Annotated in this window: 18 protein-coding genes and 1 pseudogene; 9 read left to right on the plus strand and 10 right to left on the minus strand. The window is 72.1% G+C overall.

The window, feature by feature from the left end; all coding sequences use genetic code 11:
• The gene (locus ACLJPL_RS01830) at positions 1 to 687 is read left to right on the plus strand and encodes a response regulator (RefSeq protein ID WP_411078855.1); all 687 of its coding nucleotides are present in this window, start codon (positions 1 to 3) and stop codon (positions 685 to 687) included.
• A 30-nt stretch (positions 688 to 717) separates the two neighbouring features.
• Here the strand turns inward: ACLJPL_RS01830 and ACLJPL_RS01835 are convergent, their stop codons facing one another.
• Positions 718 to 2,394: a serine/threonine-protein kinase gene (locus ACLJPL_RS01835; protein WP_411078856.1), complete on the minus strand. Its 1,677-nt coding sequence runs from the start codon at positions 2,392 to 2,394 to the stop codon at positions 718 to 720.
• A gap of 202 nt (positions 2,395 to 2,596) precedes the next feature.
• On the opposite strand from ACLJPL_RS01835, the gene ACLJPL_RS01840 reads away from it, so the two are divergent.
• Both ACLJPL_RS01840 and ACLJPL_RS01845 read left to right on the plus strand, forming a co-directional pair.
• Entirely contained in the window at positions 2,597 to 3,661 is a 1,065-nt protein-coding gene (locus ACLJPL_RS01840; RefSeq protein ID WP_411078857.1) for an alpha/beta hydrolase, read from the plus strand.
• Positions 3,658 to 4,950 (plus strand): acyltransferase family protein, encoded by a 1,293-nt coding sequence (locus ACLJPL_RS01845; RefSeq protein WP_411078858.1) that lies wholly within the window; start codon positions 3,658 to 3,660, stop codon positions 4,948 to 4,950. The genes ACLJPL_RS01840 and ACLJPL_RS01845 overlap by 4 nt, the downstream gene beginning before the upstream one ends.
• A 247-nt stretch (positions 4,951 to 5,197) precedes the next feature.
• On the opposite strand, the gene ACLJPL_RS01850 is transcribed toward ACLJPL_RS01845, so the two are convergent.
• The 4 genes from ACLJPL_RS01850 to ACLJPL_RS01865 form a co-directional block, all read right to left on the minus strand.
• Positions 5,198 to 6,223, minus strand: a complete 1,026-nt coding sequence (locus ACLJPL_RS01850; protein WP_411078859.1) for an aldo/keto reductase — start codon at positions 6,221 to 6,223, stop codon at positions 5,198 to 5,200.
• Positions 6,223 to 6,735, minus strand: coding sequence for a MerR family transcriptional regulator (locus ACLJPL_RS01855; RefSeq protein ID WP_411078860.1), 513 nt, complete (start codon positions 6,733 to 6,735; stop codon positions 6,223 to 6,225). Before ACLJPL_RS01855 ends, ACLJPL_RS01850 begins: the two co-directional genes overlap by 1 nt.
• A 90-nt stretch (positions 6,736 to 6,825) precedes the next feature.
• On the minus strand, positions 6,826 to 7,686 hold the full coding sequence (locus tag ACLJPL_RS01860; protein WP_411078861.1) for a hypothetical protein: 861 nt from the start codon (positions 7,684 to 7,686) through the stop codon (positions 6,826 to 6,828).
• A 318-nt stretch (positions 7,687 to 8,004) separates the two neighbouring features.
• Positions 8,005 to 8,220, minus strand: a complete 216-nt coding sequence (locus ACLJPL_RS01865; RefSeq protein WP_411078862.1) for a hypothetical protein — start codon at positions 8,218 to 8,220, stop codon at positions 8,005 to 8,007.
• Positions 8,221 to 8,514: 294 nt separating this feature from the next.
• On the opposite strand from ACLJPL_RS01865, the gene ACLJPL_RS01870 reads away from it, so the two are divergent.
• A complete protein-coding gene (locus tag ACLJPL_RS01870; RefSeq protein ID WP_411078863.1) occupies positions 8,515 to 9,333 on the plus strand; it encodes a serine hydrolase domain-containing protein in 819 nt (272 codons plus the stop codon).
• On the opposite strand, the gene ACLJPL_RS01875 is transcribed toward ACLJPL_RS01870, so the two are convergent.
• Positions 9,299 to 9,688 carry an ATP-binding protein gene (locus ACLJPL_RS01875; protein ID WP_411078864.1) on the minus strand — a complete coding sequence of 130 codons (390 nt, stop codon included), beginning with the start codon at positions 9,686 to 9,688 and terminating at the stop codon, positions 9,299 to 9,301. The genes ACLJPL_RS01870 and ACLJPL_RS01875 overlap by 35 nt on opposite strands.
• Between ACLJPL_RS01875 and ACLJPL_RS01880 the strand changes: the two are divergent.
• Positions 9,590 to 10,394, plus strand: a pseudogene (locus ACLJPL_RS01880) (helix-turn-helix domain-containing protein). The gene ACLJPL_RS01875 and the pseudogene ACLJPL_RS01880 sit on opposite strands and share 99 nt — an antisense overlap.
• Entirely contained in the window at positions 10,378 to 10,572 is a 195-nt protein-coding gene (locus tag ACLJPL_RS01885; protein WP_411078865.1) for a DUF397 domain-containing protein, read from the plus strand. Before ACLJPL_RS01880 ends, ACLJPL_RS01885 begins: the two are co-directional and overlap by 17 nt.
• A gap of 98 nt (positions 10,573 to 10,670) precedes the next feature.
• On the opposite strand, the gene ACLJPL_RS01890 is transcribed toward ACLJPL_RS01885, so the two are convergent.
• Entirely contained in the window at positions 10,671 to 10,862 is a 192-nt protein-coding gene (locus tag ACLJPL_RS01890) for a hypothetical protein (protein WP_411078866.1), read from the minus strand.
• A gap of 190 nt (positions 10,863 to 11,052) precedes the next feature.
• Here ACLJPL_RS01890 and ACLJPL_RS01895 point away from each other — a divergent pair, with 190 nt between their 5' ends.
• The gene (locus tag ACLJPL_RS01895; RefSeq protein ID WP_411078867.1) at positions 11,053 to 12,549 is read left to right on the plus strand and encodes an MFS transporter; all 1,497 of its coding nucleotides are present in this window, start codon (positions 11,053 to 11,055) and stop codon (positions 12,547 to 12,549) included.
• A gap of 28 nt (positions 12,550 to 12,577) precedes the next feature.
• On the opposite strand, the gene ACLJPL_RS01900 is transcribed toward ACLJPL_RS01895, so the two are convergent.
• Positions 12,578 to 12,760, minus strand: coding sequence for a hypothetical protein (locus ACLJPL_RS01900; protein ID WP_411078868.1), 183 nt, complete (start codon positions 12,758 to 12,760; stop codon positions 12,578 to 12,580).
• On the minus strand, positions 12,757 to 13,140 hold the full coding sequence (locus tag ACLJPL_RS01905; RefSeq protein ID WP_411078869.1) for a hypothetical protein: 384 nt from the start codon (positions 13,138 to 13,140) through the stop codon (positions 12,757 to 12,759). Before ACLJPL_RS01905 ends, ACLJPL_RS01900 begins: the two co-directional genes overlap by 4 nt.
• A 467-nt stretch (positions 13,141 to 13,607) precedes the next feature.
• On the opposite strand from ACLJPL_RS01905, the gene ACLJPL_RS01910 reads away from it, so the two are divergent.
• Positions 13,608 to 13,739: a hypothetical protein gene (locus tag ACLJPL_RS01910; RefSeq protein WP_411078870.1), complete on the plus strand. Its 132-nt coding sequence runs from the start codon at positions 13,608 to 13,610 to the stop codon at positions 13,737 to 13,739.
• A 181-nt stretch (positions 13,740 to 13,920) separates the two neighbouring features.
• Here ACLJPL_RS01910 and ACLJPL_RS01915 read toward each other — a convergent pair whose 3' ends face one another.
• Positions 13,921 to 14,616 (minus strand): pirin family protein, encoded by a 696-nt coding sequence (locus ACLJPL_RS01915; RefSeq protein WP_411078871.1) that lies wholly within the window; start codon positions 14,614 to 14,616, stop codon positions 13,921 to 13,923.
• A gap of 166 nt (positions 14,617 to 14,782) precedes the next feature.
• Between ACLJPL_RS01915 and ACLJPL_RS01920 the strand changes: the two genes are divergently transcribed.
• Positions 14,783 to 15,982 carry a PucR family transcriptional regulator gene (locus tag ACLJPL_RS01920; protein WP_411078872.1) on the plus strand — a complete coding sequence of 400 codons (1,200 nt, stop codon included), beginning with the start codon at positions 14,783 to 14,785 and terminating at the stop codon, positions 15,980 to 15,982.
• Positions 15,983 to 16,067 lie beyond the last annotated feature (85 nt).

The raw sequence follows: 16,067 nt of genomic DNA on the forward strand, positions 1-16,067 counted from the left end.
GTGACCATCCGCGTGATCATCGTCGACGACCAGGCCATGGTGCGGGCGGGATTCGCGGCGCTGCTGGCGGCGCAGAGCGACATCGACGTGGTGGGCGAGGCGGCAGACGGCCGGAAGGGGGTGGAGGTCAGCCGCCACCAGCACCCGGATGTGGTCCTGATGGACGTCCGGATGCCGGAGATGGACGGACTGGCCGCCGCCCGCGAGCTGCTGAACCCCCCGATCGGGGTGGTGCACCGGCCGAAGGTGCTGATGCTGACCACGTTCGACGTCGACGACTACGTGTACGAGGCGCTCCGCGCCGGGGCCTCCGGGTTCCTCCTGAAGGACGCCCCGCCCGCCGATCTGATCGCGGCGGTACGGGTGGTGGCGGCGGGCGACGCCCTGCTGGCCCCCTCCGTGACGCGGCGGCTGATCGCGGACTTCGCGGCCCAGCGCCCCGCGGGCGCGACGCGCGGCGGCCAGGCCCTGCGGCTGAACGGGCTCACCCCGCGCGAGAGCGAGGTGCTGGAGCTGATCGCCCGGGGCCTGTCGAACCAGGAGATCGCGGGGCGGCTGGTGCTGGCCGAGCAGACCGTCAAGACGCACATCGGACGGGTGCTGGCCAAGCTGGACCTGCGGGACCGGGCGCAGGCGGTGATCTTCGCGTACGAGTCGGGGCTCGTGACGCCGGGGGACGCGGCCTGAGCCGTGGGCCGACCAGGGGCCGGAGGGGCCTCAACGCCCGGACCGCACGGCGGAGCGACGCCGGAGCCGACGCGTGACGAAGAGAAACGACCAGCTCATGACGGCCGGGGCCAACGCACCCACGACCCAGTTGAACGACGTTTCGAGCAGCACCTGGTGCCAGACCCAGCCGTGGGCGGTCGTCAGCACGATGGCTGTGGCCGCGATCGCCAGAGCGAAGACCGCGCAGCCCATCGCCACTTCGTGGGGCAGATCCCAAGATGCCGCGTGCACGCCGGAGAAGATCACCGCCCAGAAGGACACGAATGCGGCGGGTATCCCCAACAGAGCCGTCCACCAGGGAAGTTCCGACCAGACAGCGACCGCCACAGCGGCGGTCAGAGGAATGCACACAGCCGACATCGCGAAAAGCAGGCTGCGATTTTCCTCTCCCACCCTCGCCAGGCCCCGGCACAGAAGGACCACGACCCCGGCGACCGCCACCCCGATCGGGAGGGACCGGCCCACGCCCAGGTCCGTGAACCCGGCCGCCAACTGCCAGGCGAGCAGACCGTCGACCAGGGCCACGACCCCCACAGCCAGGGCTACCGGAATCGCTCCATTTTCCGGCGGCTCGGAGCTGTCGGCCTTCCGCGCCTCCGGCACGGCGGGGCGGGCGGCCTTCCGCGCCTCCGGCACGGCGGGGCGGGCGGCCTTTCGCGCCTCCGGTACAGCGGGCCGAGCGGCGTCCTTCACGGTGGCCGTGACCGTGGTCGCCCGGGCCAGTCGCCGCGCCCGGTCCGTCCCGGACGGGCCACCGCTCGGTCGCCCTGGTGAAGGGGGCGGGCCACCGGCCGGTCGCCCTGGTGAAGGGGGCGGGGCCGTGACCGGGATCAGGGCGAGCCTGGCGGCCACCGCCGCGGCGTCGGCGGGCCTGCGCCCCGGTTCCTTGGCCAGCAGGTCCATGACCAGCGCGTCCCACTCGGGCCGCAGACCGGGCCGGTGCGTGCTGGGCGGCGCCGGCTGCTCCTGAAGATGCCCCAGCAGCACCACGTGCCAGGCGGTGCCGGTGAAGGGCGGCCGCCCGGTCAGCAGGGCGTAGATCACGCAGCCGAGCGCGTACAGATCGCTGCGGGCGTCCAGGACGCGGTCTCCGCGGGCCTGTTCGGGGGACATGTAGGCGGGTGTGCCGACCGTTCCGTCCACCCTGGTCAGAGTCGTCAGGTCCGTGCCACCGGTGAACCGGGCGATGCCGAAGTCCAGAACGACCGCCCGGCCGTCCCCGTCGATCATGACGTTCGCCGGCTTCAGGTCGCGGTGCACGATTCCGGCCGCGTGCGCGGCCTCCAGGGCCCGGCAGATGTCACGCGCCCAGTTCCGGACCAGCGCGACGTCCGTGCCCGCGCCGGCGAGCAGCTTGTCCAGCGACCGGCCGGGAAGCTTCTCCATGACCAGGAACATGACCTGCTCGTCGCCCGCCTCCTCGCCGTAGTCGTGGACGGTGACGATGTGGCGACTGGACAGCCGGGCCGCCGCCATGGCCTCCCGCTTGAACCGCCGCACCGAGACGTCCCGGTCGGCTTCGCCGGCCCCGTCCGGTGGATTCAGCGTCTTGACCGCCACGGACCGTCCCAGACGCTCGTCCGTCGCGTCCCAAACCGTCCCCATACCGCCGGACCCGATGCGCCGGCCGAGCCGGTAGCGGCCCGCCAGGAGCGTCCCCTCCATTGCGGCCCCTCCCCTCCAGAGTGCGAGCAGTCTGGCACGACTTCGCCCTGTTGACCCCGGATTCCTTCACCAAGCGTCCAGCCCACCCCCTACCCCAGTAGCACCCCGCACTTGGCCCCCCGGTGTGACGCCCCCTCAGCCATCGTCTTCCTACCTTCCTCCCGTCGCGCCGATCGGTGCGGCGGCAGAAGGGGAGGGGCGCATGCGCCGATACGCAAGGACCTTGGTCACGTTCGCTCTGGCCACCAGCATGGTGACGGGGACCGCCGGCTGGGTCTCGGGGGATGCGCAGCAGGCGGTGACCGGGCCGCCGCCCGGCAGTGCGTCGTGGCGGGCGGACCGGGCGCTGGGCGAGGAGCTGCCCGACCCGGAGCGCACCACCCCCGCCGAAGTGGCCGCTTTCTTCGACGGGTTGACCGAGAGAGAGCGGCAACTCCTCCTCGTGCGCCATCCGTCCGTCGTCGGCAATCTCGACGGCGCGCCCCTTGAGCTGCGATACCGCGCCAACTCCCTCGCCCTCGCCGCCGACGACGACCCCCGCTACCGCTCGCTCGCCGCCCCCGGCCGCCAGATCCTGGCGTTCGACCCGCGCGGGCGCGGCCAGGTCGCCGAGGTCTTCGGGGACCTGCGCTCGGCGCACCGGGTCTCCGTGGTGGTTCCCGGCTCGGACAACGACGCGGGGACCTTCGACCGGGAGGTCGCCGCCCACGGGGCCCCGCCCGGTATGGCCAGGACCCTGCACACCGCCGCCGGTCCGGGCACCGCCGTCATCGCCTGGGCCGGGTACACCACCCCCGTGGGCGTCGGCGTCGACGCGGCGACCGGGCGGCTCGCGGAGGCGGGCGCCGGGCGGCTGACCCGGCTCGCGCGGGGGCTGATCGCTGACGGGCTGCCCGAGCCCGCCGTCTTCTGCCACAGTTACGGCTCCGTCGTCTGCGGGCTCGCCGCCTCCCGCCTGCCCGCCAGCGACCTGGTGGTCCTCGGCTCCCCCGGTATGCGGGCGGACGACGTGGAGGCGTTGCGGACCCGGGCGAGGGTGTGGGCGGCGAAGGACCCGACCGACTGGATAGACGACGTGCCGAGCGTGCGGTTCGCGGGCCTCGGGCACGGCGCGGACCCCACCGACCCGGCGTTCGGGGCGCGCCGCATCCCGGCGAACGACGCCCAGGGGCACACCGGTTACTTCGCCCCGGGCACGGACTCACTGCGGGCCTTCGCGGCGATAGCCCGGGGAGCCGCCGACGACGTGGAAGGTGCGGCCCGATGACGACGACCCCTGCGCTCGCCCGGACGCAGCCACGGACCGGTACACACACCCGTGCACACACCAGCGCCCGCACCCGTACGCATCAGCTCGCCGCCCGTGTCGAGGCCGCGACCCCCGCCCACCGGGACCGGGCCATCGACGGCCTGCGCGCCCTCGCGCTGCTGGCCGTGCCCGCCGGTCACTGGATGGTCGGCGGCTTCCGGCTCGACGGGGACGGCCTGCACAACGCGAGCCCGCTCTCGACGTTCGGGGGCCTCGCGCCGTTCACCTGGGTCCTCCAGATGCTCGGGATCTTCTTCCTGGTCGGCGGGTACGCCTCCGTCCTCTCCTACCGCCGCCGGCCCTCGACCACGGCCGCCTGGCTGCGCGGCCGGCTGGTCAGGCTCGGCAGGCCCGTGCTGGGCGTGGCCGCCGTGTGGGCGGTGCTGCTGGCCGCGCTCTCCTGGCTCGGCGTGCCGGGCGACACCCTGCGTACGGGGTCGACGCTGGTGATCCAGCCGCTCTGGTTCGTCGGGGTGTACACCGTGGTCACCGCGCTGACCCCGCTCTGCGTCCGCCTCGCGCGAAGGCTCGGCGGGTGGGCGGCGCTGCCGCTGCTGGGGTCGGTCGCGGTGGTGGACTTCCTGCGCTACGGGCCTTTCGCGGACGCGGTGCCGTCCTGGCTGAGCGTGCTGAACGTCCTGCCCGGCTGGCTGTTCGCCTATCAGCTCGGCGTCTCGTGGGGCGAGGGGCGGATCGGGAAGCGGGGGGCGCGGCTGCTGCTCGTCGGGGGCGGGGTGCTCTTCGCCGGACTGCTGCTGGCCTTCCAGTACCCGATGTCGATGGTCGGCGTGCCGGGCGAGGCGCGGACCAACTCGCACCCGCCGTCGCTGCTGGTGGTGGCGCTGGCGGCGGCCCAGAGCGGGGCGGCGATCCTGGTACGGGACCGGCTCGGGCGGTTGCTGCGCAGGCCGCTGCTGTGGGCGCCGGTCGTGGTGGTCAACCTGTCCGCGATGACCATCCTGTGCTGGCATCAGAGCGCGATGCTGGCCGCCGCGATACCGGCCTCGCTGCTGGGTGACGGCACGGCGGCGGTGGCGGGGCTGACGACCGGGCCGGACACGGTGGGCTGGATCCTGGCCCGGATGGTGTGGCTGCCGGTGTTCGCGGGGCTGCTGGTGCTGATCGCCCGGTACACGCGCCGCTTCGACGCCCCTTGGAAGGCCGGCACCCGCGCCGCGAACGCCCGCCGCGCACTGGCGGGGTTGCTGGCGGCGGGGTTCGCGGTGTTCGCGCTGGGGCTGGCGTGAGGGGGCGCGTGAGGAGGGGCCACGAGGAGGGGGCCCGTGAGCAGAGGGCGTGAGGGGGGTGCCCATGAGGAGGAGGCCCGTGAGCAGAGAGCATGAGGGGGTGCGCGTGAGCAGAGGGCCCGTGAGCAGAGGGCGTGAGGGGGCGGGTGCGCTTGGTCGTGGTGGCCTTCACGGACCAATGGTCGTGATGGCCTTCATGGACCAAGCGATGGCTGCGACGCTGGGCCCGGTCCCCTCGCCGCAAGGACTACTCCCGAGCCTCCGACGTCAGGCTCATGTCCGGGTAGCGGTCCCCCGCCACCTGGCCCGCGATCGGCTCCAGCAGGGCCAGTTCCTCCGCCGTCAGTGTCAGCCGGGTGGCCGCCAGGTTCTCCAGCAGGCGGCTGCGCTTACGGGTGCCGGGGATCAGGACCACCGTCAGGCCGTGCACCTGCGCCCGCTGCTGCACCCAGGCCAGCGCCACCTGCGCGGCCGTCGCCCCGTGAGCGGCGGCGATCTTGTGGACGGGCTCCAACAGGGCCGCGTTCGTACGGGCGTTGTCCCCGGTGAAGCGGGGCTGGCGCTTACGGAAGTCGCCCTCGGACAGGTCCTTGCCCGCGTCGGTGAACGCCCCGGTGAGGAAGCCCCGGCCGAGCGGCGAGTACGGCACGAGCGTGACGCCCAGCTCCACCGCCGCGCCGACCGCGCTCTTCTCCACGTCCCGGCTGAAGAGGGACCACTCCGACTGGAGGGCGGCGATCGGGTGCACGGCGTGCGCGGCGCGCAGTTCGGGCCCGGTCACCTCGCTCAGCCCGAGCTGCCTGACCTTGCCCTGCTGGACCAGCTCCGCCATCGCGCCGATCGATTCGTCGAAGGGGACGGCCGGGTCGTGGCGGTGCATGTAGTAGAGGTCAATGACGTCCGTGTTCAGCCGGCGGAGGCTCGCTTCGACGGAGGTGCGGATGTACGCGGGGTCGTTGCTCACGGCCCGGTACCCAGGGCTGTCGGAGCGCACCAGCGCGAACTTGGTGGCGAGCGTGATCTCGTCCCGGTGAGCGTTCACGAACGGGGCGAGGAACTCCTCGTTGGCCCCGCGCCCGTAGACGTCGGCGGTGTCGAAGAGCGTGACGCCCGCTTCCAGGGCAGCTTCGAGGGTGTCCCGGGCGGCAGCCTCGTCGGTGTCGCCGTAGAACTCGCTCATGCCCATGCAGCCGAGGCCCTGGGCCCCGACCCATGGTCCGCCGGCACCGCCCAGCGGGACGACGGCGATCGTGTTCGTGTCCTTGTCGGTCATCAGGCACTGTGCCTTTCCGGCGCACTGCGGGCGCCCGCGTAGAACTCGATCTTGTGGTCGAGGACGGCCAGGGTGTCGTGGAGCTCCGCGATCCGCGTGATCACATCGCGGCGGGTCGACTCCAGCAGCTCCTGCCGCTCCTCGAAGGTGCACTCGCCCTCACGCAGCAGCTCCGCGTACCGCACCATGTCGGCGACGGGCATCCCGGTCAGCCGCAGCTTGCCGACGAAGGCCAGCCAGTCCAGGTCGCGGTTGGAGAAGCGGCGCTGACCGGTGTGCGACCGGTCGACGTGCGGCATCAGCCCGATCCGTTCGTACCAGCGCAGAGTGTGCGCGGTGAGCCCGGTGAAGGCGACGACCTCGCTGATCGTGTAGCTGTCACGCCCCACCGGCCGGGGGTGCGCCCGGGGACCGGCCGCGCAGGCGCTCACCCCCGAGGGGGGTTCGGGCTGTGGATCGGGCTGTGTGCTGGTCGCGGGAGTGCTCCGGGAAGTTCCGTCGATCACCGTCATGCCTCCACGCTAAATCCTTGGAGTGCACTCGAAGCAAGCGAATCCCCTCACTCGGCTCGCGACCCGCGTCCCATCCCCGGCCGCGCCCACTCAACCGGTCGGAGTGTTCCGGGTCGCCCCGCGTGCCTCGGTGAGGGCTCGCTGCCGGAGGTTGCCGCCGAACAACTGGATCTTGGCGGCGTCCAGGACGTCGTCCCCGCCGATGGTCCGCCCGTCCCCACGACGACCGGACACGGCACCCCGCCCGGGCACGGCACCACGGCCGGGCATGGCACCACGGCCGGGCACGGCCCGGTGGGAATCCTTGGGGAACGGGGGTGGAGCCGGTTCGCCCGACGTCACGAGGGCGACCGTGCCGAAACGTCTGAGCCCGTCCTCGCGGACGACCATGGCCGCGTCCCGGGCGAGGCCCGTCAGGAACACGCTCGCGATTCCGTCCAGGTCGCGGACCATCGCCGGGTCGGCCGTCACCCCCTGGCTCCGCAACAGCTTCTTGACCCCGGCCTCGAACCGGTGGGCGCCGGCCACAGCACTCGGCTTGCGTGCCCCCCTGCGCTCACGCGGTGACACGATGACGCCCTCGGCGTCGTACAGGACACCGGTCAGGCCCTTGAACGTCGGGCTGTGGTCGTACCACTCGCCCGCCACCTCAAGCTCGATGTCCCGGTCGATCGCCGAAAGAAGGTCCCTGGGAACCAGCTTCTTCCGGGCTTCTTCCGCCGCCGCTCTCCTCGCGCCGTCGATGATCTCCGTCAGCACCGTCCGCGTCACCGACGCGGCGGCCCACACGGCCGACCGGGAGACGCGCATCGAAGTCACGTCCCTGAACACCGCTCTGATGAGAGCGGGCTTGAACGGCGAGACCTCCACGCCCGAGGCGGTCTCAGGACCGCCGCGCTCAGGGCGTGCAGGCCGGGCGATCGGCTCAGGGCGTGCGGGCTGTGCGGTCATCGGAGGAGACGCTCCTTGTTGCCGGAGTCACCGGAGTTGCCGGAGGCCCACACTTCACCACGCAACCCCGCTCGCACCACTCGCAGCACCGCAGCACTCGTCGAGCTCCCACCGACCCGACCCGACCCGACTCGGCCCGGACTGACGCGACCCGCCCCGGCCCGACCCGCCGTTACTTCCTTTCCCTACTTCCCTTCCCTGCCGTACCGCCAGTAAAGAAGGCCGATTGCCGCCACCAGCACCAGAATCCCCAGAATCACCGTGTCCGCCCCCTGCCTCTCATTCCGATTCCTACCAGCGCCACAGGCCCCGCAAGGTTCAGGGCCGCCCGCCCCTGCCCTTCTGGACGAAGTAGTACCCGCCGGCAGACATACCGCCGATGATCGCGAGGAGCGACCAGCCGCCGGAATTACCCGACACGATGAGGAAAACCGAGAAAGCGACCCCGAAGACAACGAAAAACGCGGCGAACTGGAGGTAGCGCTTGACCAGCGCCCTCTGTTCCATGGTCCATCCCACACGAGGCGTACTCATGACTTCCCTGCCTTTCCTCCGCCGACTCGATGAGCGCGTGCCCCCGGAATTGCAGTCGAACCCTGAGCCCTCCCCGTAACTCCGCACCCCCGTAACCCCGTTGCCCCGCCCCGCTCAGCCGGGGCCACGCCCGCACCTGTACGGAGGCGCTGCTCGGCTGGTTCCGCGAGCGCGGGGCGCCCCTGGTCGACCCGCGCGCGCCGGACGACGCCGAGTCGCTGTACGCCTCCCTCGGCTTCGCCCGCACTCCGGGCCCGGCGATGAGGCTCCGCCTCTGAACGTTAGGCTCGGGGCATGGAGAGCCTGCGGATCATCGACACCTGGCCGGTCACGACTGCGGCAGCCGCCGTCGTACGAGCGGACGGCACCGTCCTCGGTACGCACGGGCCGGCGTCCGCCCACCGCTTCCCCCTCGCCTCGGTCACCAAGCCGCTCGCGGCCTACGCGGCGCTGGTGGCGTACGAGGAGGGGGCCGTCGAGCTCGACGAACCGGCCGGGCCCGAGGGCTCGACCGTGCGCCACCTCCTCGCCCACACCAGCGGCCTCGCCTTCGACGAGCACCGCGTGACGGCCCCGCCCGGCGACCGCCGCCTGTACTCCAACGCGGGCTTCGAAGTCCTCGGCGACCACATCGCCAAGGCGTCCGGCATCCCGTTCCCCGAGTACCTGCGCCAGGCCGTCCTGGAGCCGCTGGGCATGACGTCCACGTCCCTCGACGGCTCCCCCGCCCGCGACGGCGTCTCCACCGTCGACGACCTGGTGCGCTTCGCCGCCGAGGTCCAGGCCCCCCGCCTCCTCGACCCCCGTACGGTCCTCGAAGCCCAGAGCGTCGTCCACCCGGGCCTCAAGGGCGTCCTGCCGGGCTACGGCCACCAGAACCCGAACGACTGGGGTCTCGGCTTCGAGATCCGCGACTCCAAGTCCCCGCACTGGACGGGCACGTCGTCCTCCCCGGCGACCTTCGGACACTTCGGCCAGTCGGGTACGTTCCTGTGGATCGACCCGGTGGCCGGCGTGGCCTGCGTCGCGCTGACGGACCGGGCCTTCGGGTCGTGGGCGGCCGAGGCGTGGACCCCGTTCACGGACGCGGTTCTGCGGGAGGTCGCGGGCTGAACCGGGCGCGGTCCCCGGTCGCCTTCTTCCGGTCGACGCACTCGAACCACACGGTCTTCCCCTTGCCGTCCCACCGCTTCACCACGCCCCAGTCGTCGGTGACGGCATTGACCAGGATCAGCCCCCGCCCACCGTCGTCGAGCTCGTCCCGCTTGATCGCGATGGGCGACTCCGTGCTGCTGTCCGCCACTTCCACCCGTACGCCGTCACCGGTCGGCAGCCGGAAGATGGAGGTCTGGCAGCGGCGGCCCGGCACGTGCCGCACCACGTTGGCGATCAGCTCGGTGAGCGCGAGCTCCGCCGTCTGCGCGAGCTGCACAAGCTGAAGCAGGACCAGTTGGGCAAGCTCATCCACTGCTCGGGCTCGCTGATCTGCCGGATCGAGCGGACGAAGAAGATCCCCACCCGCGAGATCTCGGAGGCCCTGGAAGCGGCGCTGGGCACGGACGGGCTGTTCTCACGGCTGGTGGGCCTGGTCCTGCGAAGTCAACTGCCGAAGCCGTTTCGCCCGTACGCGGACATGGAGGCGAAGGCCGCGTACATCTCCACGTTCCAGTCGCAGGTGGTCTACGGGCTGCTCCAGACGGAGGCGTACGCGCGGGCTCTGATCAGCATGGAGCACCCGCACAAGGTGGGCGAGATGGTGGCGGGCCAGGCTGGAACGCCAGCGGGTTCTCGAGCGGGAGGACCCGCCCGTCCTGTGGGTCGTGCTCAGCGAGGCCGCGCTGTTCCAGGAGGTCGGCGGACGGGACGTGATGCGCGAACAACTGGCTCGCCTGTTGGAGTTCCGGGACGACCCGTGGGTGAACGTCCAGGTGTTGCCGTTCGCTGTCGGCCAGTACCCGGCCATGCTGAGGTCGTTCACTCTCCCCCGGTTCGACAACAACCCGGACCTGTTCTACGCGGAGAGCTACGACCAGGCCCATATGACCGCCAACCCATCGGTGATCAAGGAGCGTTCGGTCAGCTACGCTCGCCTGCAAGCCACAGCCCTCACCCCTGCGCGCTCGGCGTCGGTGATCACTCATGTGATGGGGGAACGCTATGGGAAACGGTCATGACCTCGCAGGAGACGTCTGGCGCAAGTCGCCGTACAGCGGCCCCAACGGCGGCGACTGCGTCGAGATGGCCGACGCCCCCTGCGGCCCCGTCCCCGTCCGGGACAGCAAGAACCCGACCGGCCCCAGCATCATCATCGCCGCCCCCGCCTGGCGCGCGTTCGTGGACGGGCTGCGCTGACGGGACGACGGCGGCGGTGACGCGACCGCGCCGGGGCGACCAGCAGCGAGAAGTGAAGGAGGGCGCTACGGAGCAACCGGCTCCCGTACCGCCCTCCTTCAATTCCCCCCGCCGCCGCGCCGCTTCGCGGCCTTCCGCCGCTCGTGGATCCGCATGCCGACAAAGGAACCGCCGCCCCCACTGGCTATCGCCAGCACGGCCTGGCTCGCGAACCCGCCTCCGAGCAGAAGTGCCAGCAGCGCGCCCAGGCCCAGGACGCCGACGAGGATCAGCACATCGGACAGTTTCATCGTTCTTCTTCCTTCTGGGTTCACAGCGGGTTCCTTCTGGGTTCACAGCGGGCCGAGTTGGACCGTAATTCGGTTGATCGAGTCCGGGGCCCCCGCGTAGCTTCCCAGCTGCCCCCGGGTGGTCCAGACCAAGCTTCGGGGCTTCCGGTGGGCGACCCGGCTTTCGCCCGTACCCGACAACAGGACACCGATGACCGGGGAACAGACCCTCCGACCGCCGAGCGACACCCTGCCGCCGGGGATCTTCTCCCGGCAGTACGCGGCAGCCACGCTCACCTTCGCCGCCGTGATGTTCCTGACCGGCTTCGCCGCGCTGGCCGTCGTGCCCACGCTGCCGACAGCGGCCCAGGACCTGGACGGGGTGTCCCTGTTCCCCCTGGTGGCGGGCAGCTTCGTCGCCGCCAGTCTGCTCGGCGGGGTGCTGGGCGGGCACTGGGCGGATCGTTCCGGGGCGCGGCGTCCGCTGGCGCTGGGGATGGTCCTGTCCGTGGTGACGCTGCTGGTGTCGGCGTCCAGTGTGTCGATCTGGCAGTTGGTGGTCGGCCGTTTCGTGGACGGTCTGGCGGCGGGGATGGTCGCGGTGTCGGTGACGACCGCCATCGGCCAGTCGTATCCGGAGTATCTGCGGCCCAGGATGCTCGCGATGATGAGCGCGAGCTGGATCATTCCGTCCCTGATCGGGCCGCCGATCGCCGGGGTGGTCGCCGAAGTGTGGTCCTGGCGCGCGGTCTTCTACGGCCTGGCCGTGCTGACGGCCCTGCCCGCGATCGCCCTGGTCGCGGTGCTGCAACGGGCCCCGGCGGCACAAGACATGACCCCGGCAGCGGACGGTACGGCCCCGGCGGCAGCACACGGCACGACCCCGGCGACGGACAGCACGGCCCGCGCCCCCGACACCACCCCCGGCCTGCCCGACCTTCCACCCGCCGAGGAACGCGCCTCCCGGCCGCCGCTGTTCGTCGCGGCGATGCTCAGTCTGGGCGCGGCGCTCGGCCAGTACGGGGTGTCGGGGTGGGATGCGCGCCATCTGCTGTTCGTGGCCGCCGGGGTCGCGCTCCTGGTGGTCTTCGCGCCGCGTCTGCTGCCCCGGGGCACCTGGCGCAGCGCCCGTGGCCTGCCCACCGCCGTGCTGTTGCGCGGGCTGACCTCCGGTACGTACTTCACCGTCGAGGCGCTGGTGCCGTTGATGCTGATCACCGAGCGGCGGGTCGCGGCGGTGACGGTCGGCGTGGCGTTCACCGCATCGGCGGTGCTGTGGGCGGGTGCGTCGTGGGTGCAGGGGAAGCTGCTCCAGGACGTGGCCCGGCACCGGCTCGTCACGGCCGGGGCCCTGATCATGGCGGCGTCCGTCGCCTTCGCCGTGGCGGGCAGCTTCTCGGGGCTGTCACCGCTGCTGGCTCTGACGGCCATGCCCCTGGCGGCGATCGGGATGGGGATGCTCGACCCCTGCGTCACGGTGCTGTCGCTCGCCCACAGCGCACCGGACCGGTTGGGCCACACCACCAGCGCCATGCAGACGAACATGAACCTGGGGCAGGTCGTGGTCCTGGCGTTCGCCACCGCCGTGCTCAACGCGGGTCTGGCCGCCGGGACGAGTCAGCTCGGCGGCTACGCGATCAGCTTCTCGCTCCTGCTCGCGCCGACCCTGCTGGTCGCCGTCCTGGCGGTCCGCGCGCGCAGCGAATGACCCGAAGTCGCCCCCGTACCGCCGGACTTCACTTCCTCACACCACCGCGCCGCTGCCGCCGCTCCTTGATGCGCAGGCCCACGAACACCGCGAGCGCTCCGCCGAAGAGGGGCGGGACCGCCTGCCCCGCCCAGCCGTCCCCGAGCAGGACGGCGAGCGCCCCCGCCAGACCCAGCACGGCCACGACGATCACCACGTCGGACAGTTTCATCGCTTCTCCTCCTCATGACCCTCGGGCAGCGGGAGCGCTATCCGCCGCCCGAGCCCGAATTCCTCGGCCCCATCATCGCTGACCACCGCGAACGCTCCGGCAGGGACCCCCTCCCGCGCGGCCACGCGGGAGGCCGCCGCCAGGAGTTCTTCCACCCCGGCTCCGACCCCGGTCCCGTCTCCGTCCCCGGCGAGGGTGAGGAGGAAGACGTAGGCGTCCCCGTGTTCCTCTCCCTCGTCGTGGACCTCCACGACGCCTTCGTCCTCCAGGTCGGCGAGGAAGTCCTCCACGTCTCCGATCCAGGGGAACGCGTAGGCCCCGTCCGGCAGGTCCGGTGTCGGCAGCAGCGGTACGTGTATCTCAACGATGACGGCGGGCATGGGGCACATCCTGCCCCGGCCCCCTCCGCCCGCCGCAGGCAGGGCCCCCGGCTCTCAGCCGGCCATCTCCCGGACCAGCGCCGAACGCAGTGGCGGAGATGCTGACGATCATCGCGGTTCGAGCTGAAGCCATACCGGTCGAACGAACCTCAACGGAGCTCGGCCGTCACACCCGCGGCAGTTCGACCGTCACCAACGCGGCGATCGGCACGAGCCGGAAATAAACACCACCGGTTTCGTCCGCGAGCCCTCGGGCACACGCACGGCCATGACGTCCGGCGGGAGCAGCCGATACCACCCCACGGACGTCCAGGGCAGCGTCATCGGCCTCGCCGACGCGAGCGGCAAGCGCACCGCCACCTACAGCTACAGCTACAGCTACGGGCCCTACGGCGAAGTCGGCACAGCCACCGGCGCCGACCAGCCCTTCCGCTGCACGGGCACGTACCTCGACCGGGGAGTAAACCGTGGAACTGCTCCATCTCGCCCAGGAAAGATCCGGCTTCTGGCCCACCGGAGCCGTCATGATCGTTGTCATCACCGTCATCACGGTGGGAATCGGCATCTGGCGCAGCCGTAAGGCGAAGAAGGAAGGGTGAGAGGCGGAGCAGCGGCATGACAGGGAGGGCCGGCGGCGGGGACGCGTGGGCCCCGTCCGGCAGGTCCGGTGTCGGCAAGCAGTGGTACGCGTATCCCGACGATGACGGCGGGCATGGGGCACATCCTGCCCCGGCTCCCTCCACCCTCCGCCCTCCGCCCTCCGCAGGCAGGGGCCCGCTCTCAGCCGGCCATCTCCCAGACCAGCAGCTCCGCCGTCCCCTCCGCCGCCCCGGCTTCCGTCCCCGGCCCCTCCCCCGCCAGCGCGACCGCCTCCAGCCCCTCCGCCCCGGTGATCCGGGCCGCGTCCCCCGGGCCCAGTTCCTCGCCGGCCAGGCCGACCCGGCCGCGTACGACATGGACGTACAGGCGCACCGCGTCCGGCAGGGCCGTGCGCTCGCCCTCGGTCAGCCGCCGTACGTGCAGCATCGCGCCGGCTCCCGGCAGGGCGTACGGGGTCGAGTCCGCGATGCCGGGGACGACCGTGTACGCGGGTTCGCCGCCCGCCTCCAGGGGGGCCAGCCACATCTGAAGGAAGGTCAACGGGGCCCGGCCGTCGTTGCGTTCGACGTGGCGGACTCCGGCGGCGGCGCTGAGGTGGGCCAGGTCTCCGGCGCGTACGACGGTGGAGTGGCCGGCCGAGTCGCGGTGGGTCAGCTCGCCCTCCACGACCCAGGTGACGATCTCCGTATGGCTGTGCGGGTGCTCGTCGAAGCCCGCGCCGGGGGCGAGGCGTTCCTCGTTGCAGGCCAGGATCGGGCCGAAGCGGAGGTTCTCGGGGTCGTAGAAGGGGCCGAAGGACAGGGCGTGCCGGGTCTCGATGCCGGCGTCCGGCTCGCCGCCCCGGTAGCGGTCCTCGGACCGGTGTACGGAAATCACCCGGCCCACGGTAGCCCGGCGGTGCGTCCGGGCGGCCCCGCACGGCTTCGCACGGCCTCCCACCGGCCTGCTGGGGCCGCCCCGCGCGGCCCGGGGGCGGACCCGCGCGGCGGCGCCATCGCCCCGCCCCGCCGATCCCCCGGCCCGATAAGGCAGTCTTGTCCTCGTGCCCCGACCCGATCCTGAGCAGCCCGCCGCCCACGACGCCCACCTTCATGCCGCGACCCTCAAACGGCTGGAGCAGTCCTCCGGCCGGCTGGCCGCGAACGCGATTGCCCGCATGGACGAATCGCTGCCGTGGTACCGGGCGATGCCCCCGGAGAACCGGTCCTGGATCGGCCTGGTCGCCCAGGCCGGTATCGCGGCGTTCACCGAGTGGTTCCGGCATCCCGAGACCCCGCAGGCGATCTCGACCGACGTGTTCGGGACCGCGCCGCGCGAGCTGACCCGGGCGATCACGCTGCGGCAGACCGTGGAGATGGTGCGGACGACGATCGAGGTCATGGAGACCGCGATCGAGGAAGTGGCCGCGCCCGGCGATGAGTCGGTGCTGCGCGAGGCACTGCTCGTCTACGCGCGGGAGATCGCCTTCGCGACCGCCCAGGTGTACGCGCAGGCGGCCGAGGCCCGGGGCGCGTGGGACGCGCGGCTGGAGTCGCTGGTCGTGAACGCGGTGCTGTCCGGCGAGGCGGACGAGGGGGCGGTCTCCCGGGCCGCCGCGCTCGGCTGGAACTCGCCCGAGCACGTCTGCGTCATCCTCGGCACCGCGCCGGACGGGGACAGCGAGCTGACCGTGGAGGCGATCCGGCGGGCCGCCCGGCACGCGAAGCTCCAGGTCCTCACCGGCGTCCTGGGCAACCGGCTCGTCGTCATCGCGGGCGGCAGCGACAACCCGCTCCAGGTCGCCAAGGGCCTGATCGGGCCGTACGCCGCCGGGCCGGTCGTCGCCGGACCCGTGGTCCCGGACCTGCTGGCGGCCACCCGGTCCGCGCAGGCGGCGGCGGCCGGGCTGAAGGCGTGCCTGGCGTGGCAGGACGCGCCGCGCCCGGTTCTGGCGGACGATCTCCTGCCGGAGCGCGCGATGGCCGGGGACCCGGCGGCGCGGGACCAGTTGGTGGAGGAGATCTACAGACCGCTGGAGGAAGCCGGTTCGGCTCTGCTGGAGACGCTGAGCGTCTATCTCGAACAGGCGAGCAGTCTGGAGGGGGCGGCGCGGATGCTGTTCGTCCACCCCAACACCGTGCGCTACCGGCTGCGACGTGTGACCGACGTCACCGGGTGGTCACCCTCCGATGTGCGCTCCGCGTTCACCCTGCGGATCGCTCTCATCCTGGGGCGCTTGGCGGCGACCGATCCTCAGTCCTAGACTTTTGTCGGACTTCAACAATTCCCCTGACGGTTCTTCGTCCCTGTCCCCACGGGCGTACCGGGCCGTCCACAAGAGAGAGTGT

This window comes from Streptomyces sp. cmx-18-6, from assembly GCF_046548915.1.
Classification (GTDB): Bacteria; Actinomycetota; Actinomycetes; order Streptomycetales; family Streptomycetaceae; genus Streptomyces.

Coding starts and splice junctions, on each gene's coding strand:
- ACLJPL_RS01835 (WP_411078856.1), bottom strand. CDS start 2,394: ATGGAGGGGACGCTCCTGGCGGGCCGCTACCGGCTCGGCCGGCGCATC.
- ACLJPL_RS01840 (WP_411078857.1), top strand. CDS start 2,597: ATGCGCCGATACGCAAGGACCTTGGTCACGTTCGCTCTGGCCACCAGC.
- ACLJPL_RS01845 (WP_411078858.1), top strand. CDS start 3,658: ATGACGACGACCCCTGCGCTCGCCCGGACGCAGCCACGGACCGGTACA.
- ACLJPL_RS01850 (WP_411078859.1), bottom strand. CDS start 6,223: ATGACCGACAAGGACACGAACACGATCGCCGTCGTCCCGCTGGGCGGT.
- ACLJPL_RS01855 (WP_411078860.1), bottom strand. CDS start 6,735: ATGACGGTGATCGACGGAACTTCCCGGAGCACTCCCGCGACCAGCACA.
- ACLJPL_RS01860 (WP_411078861.1), bottom strand. CDS start 7,686: ATGACCGCACAGCCCGCACGCCCTGAGCCGATCGCCCGGCCTGCACGC.
- ACLJPL_RS01865 (WP_411078862.1), bottom strand. CDS start 8,220: ATGAGTACGCCTCGTGTGGGATGGACCATGGAACAGAGGGCGCTGGTC.
- ACLJPL_RS01870 (WP_411078863.1), top strand. CDS start 8,515: ATGGAGAGCCTGCGGATCATCGACACCTGGCCGGTCACGACTGCGGCA.
- ACLJPL_RS01885 (WP_411078865.1), top strand. CDS start 10,378: ATGGGAAACGGTCATGACCTCGCAGGAGACGTCTGGCGCAAGTCGCCG.
- ACLJPL_RS01890 (WP_411078866.1), bottom strand. CDS start 10,862: ATGAAACTGTCCGATGTGCTGATCCTCGTCGGCGTCCTGGGCCTGGGC.
- ACLJPL_RS01895 (WP_411078867.1), top strand. CDS start 11,053: ATGACCGGGGAACAGACCCTCCGACCGCCGAGCGACACCCTGCCGCCG.
- ACLJPL_RS01900 (WP_411078868.1), bottom strand. CDS start 12,760: ATGAAACTGTCCGACGTGGTGATCGTCGTGGCCGTGCTGGGTCTGGCG.
- ACLJPL_RS01905 (WP_411078869.1), bottom strand. CDS start 13,140: ATGCCCGCCGTCATCGTTGAGATACACGTACCGCTGCTGCCGACACCG.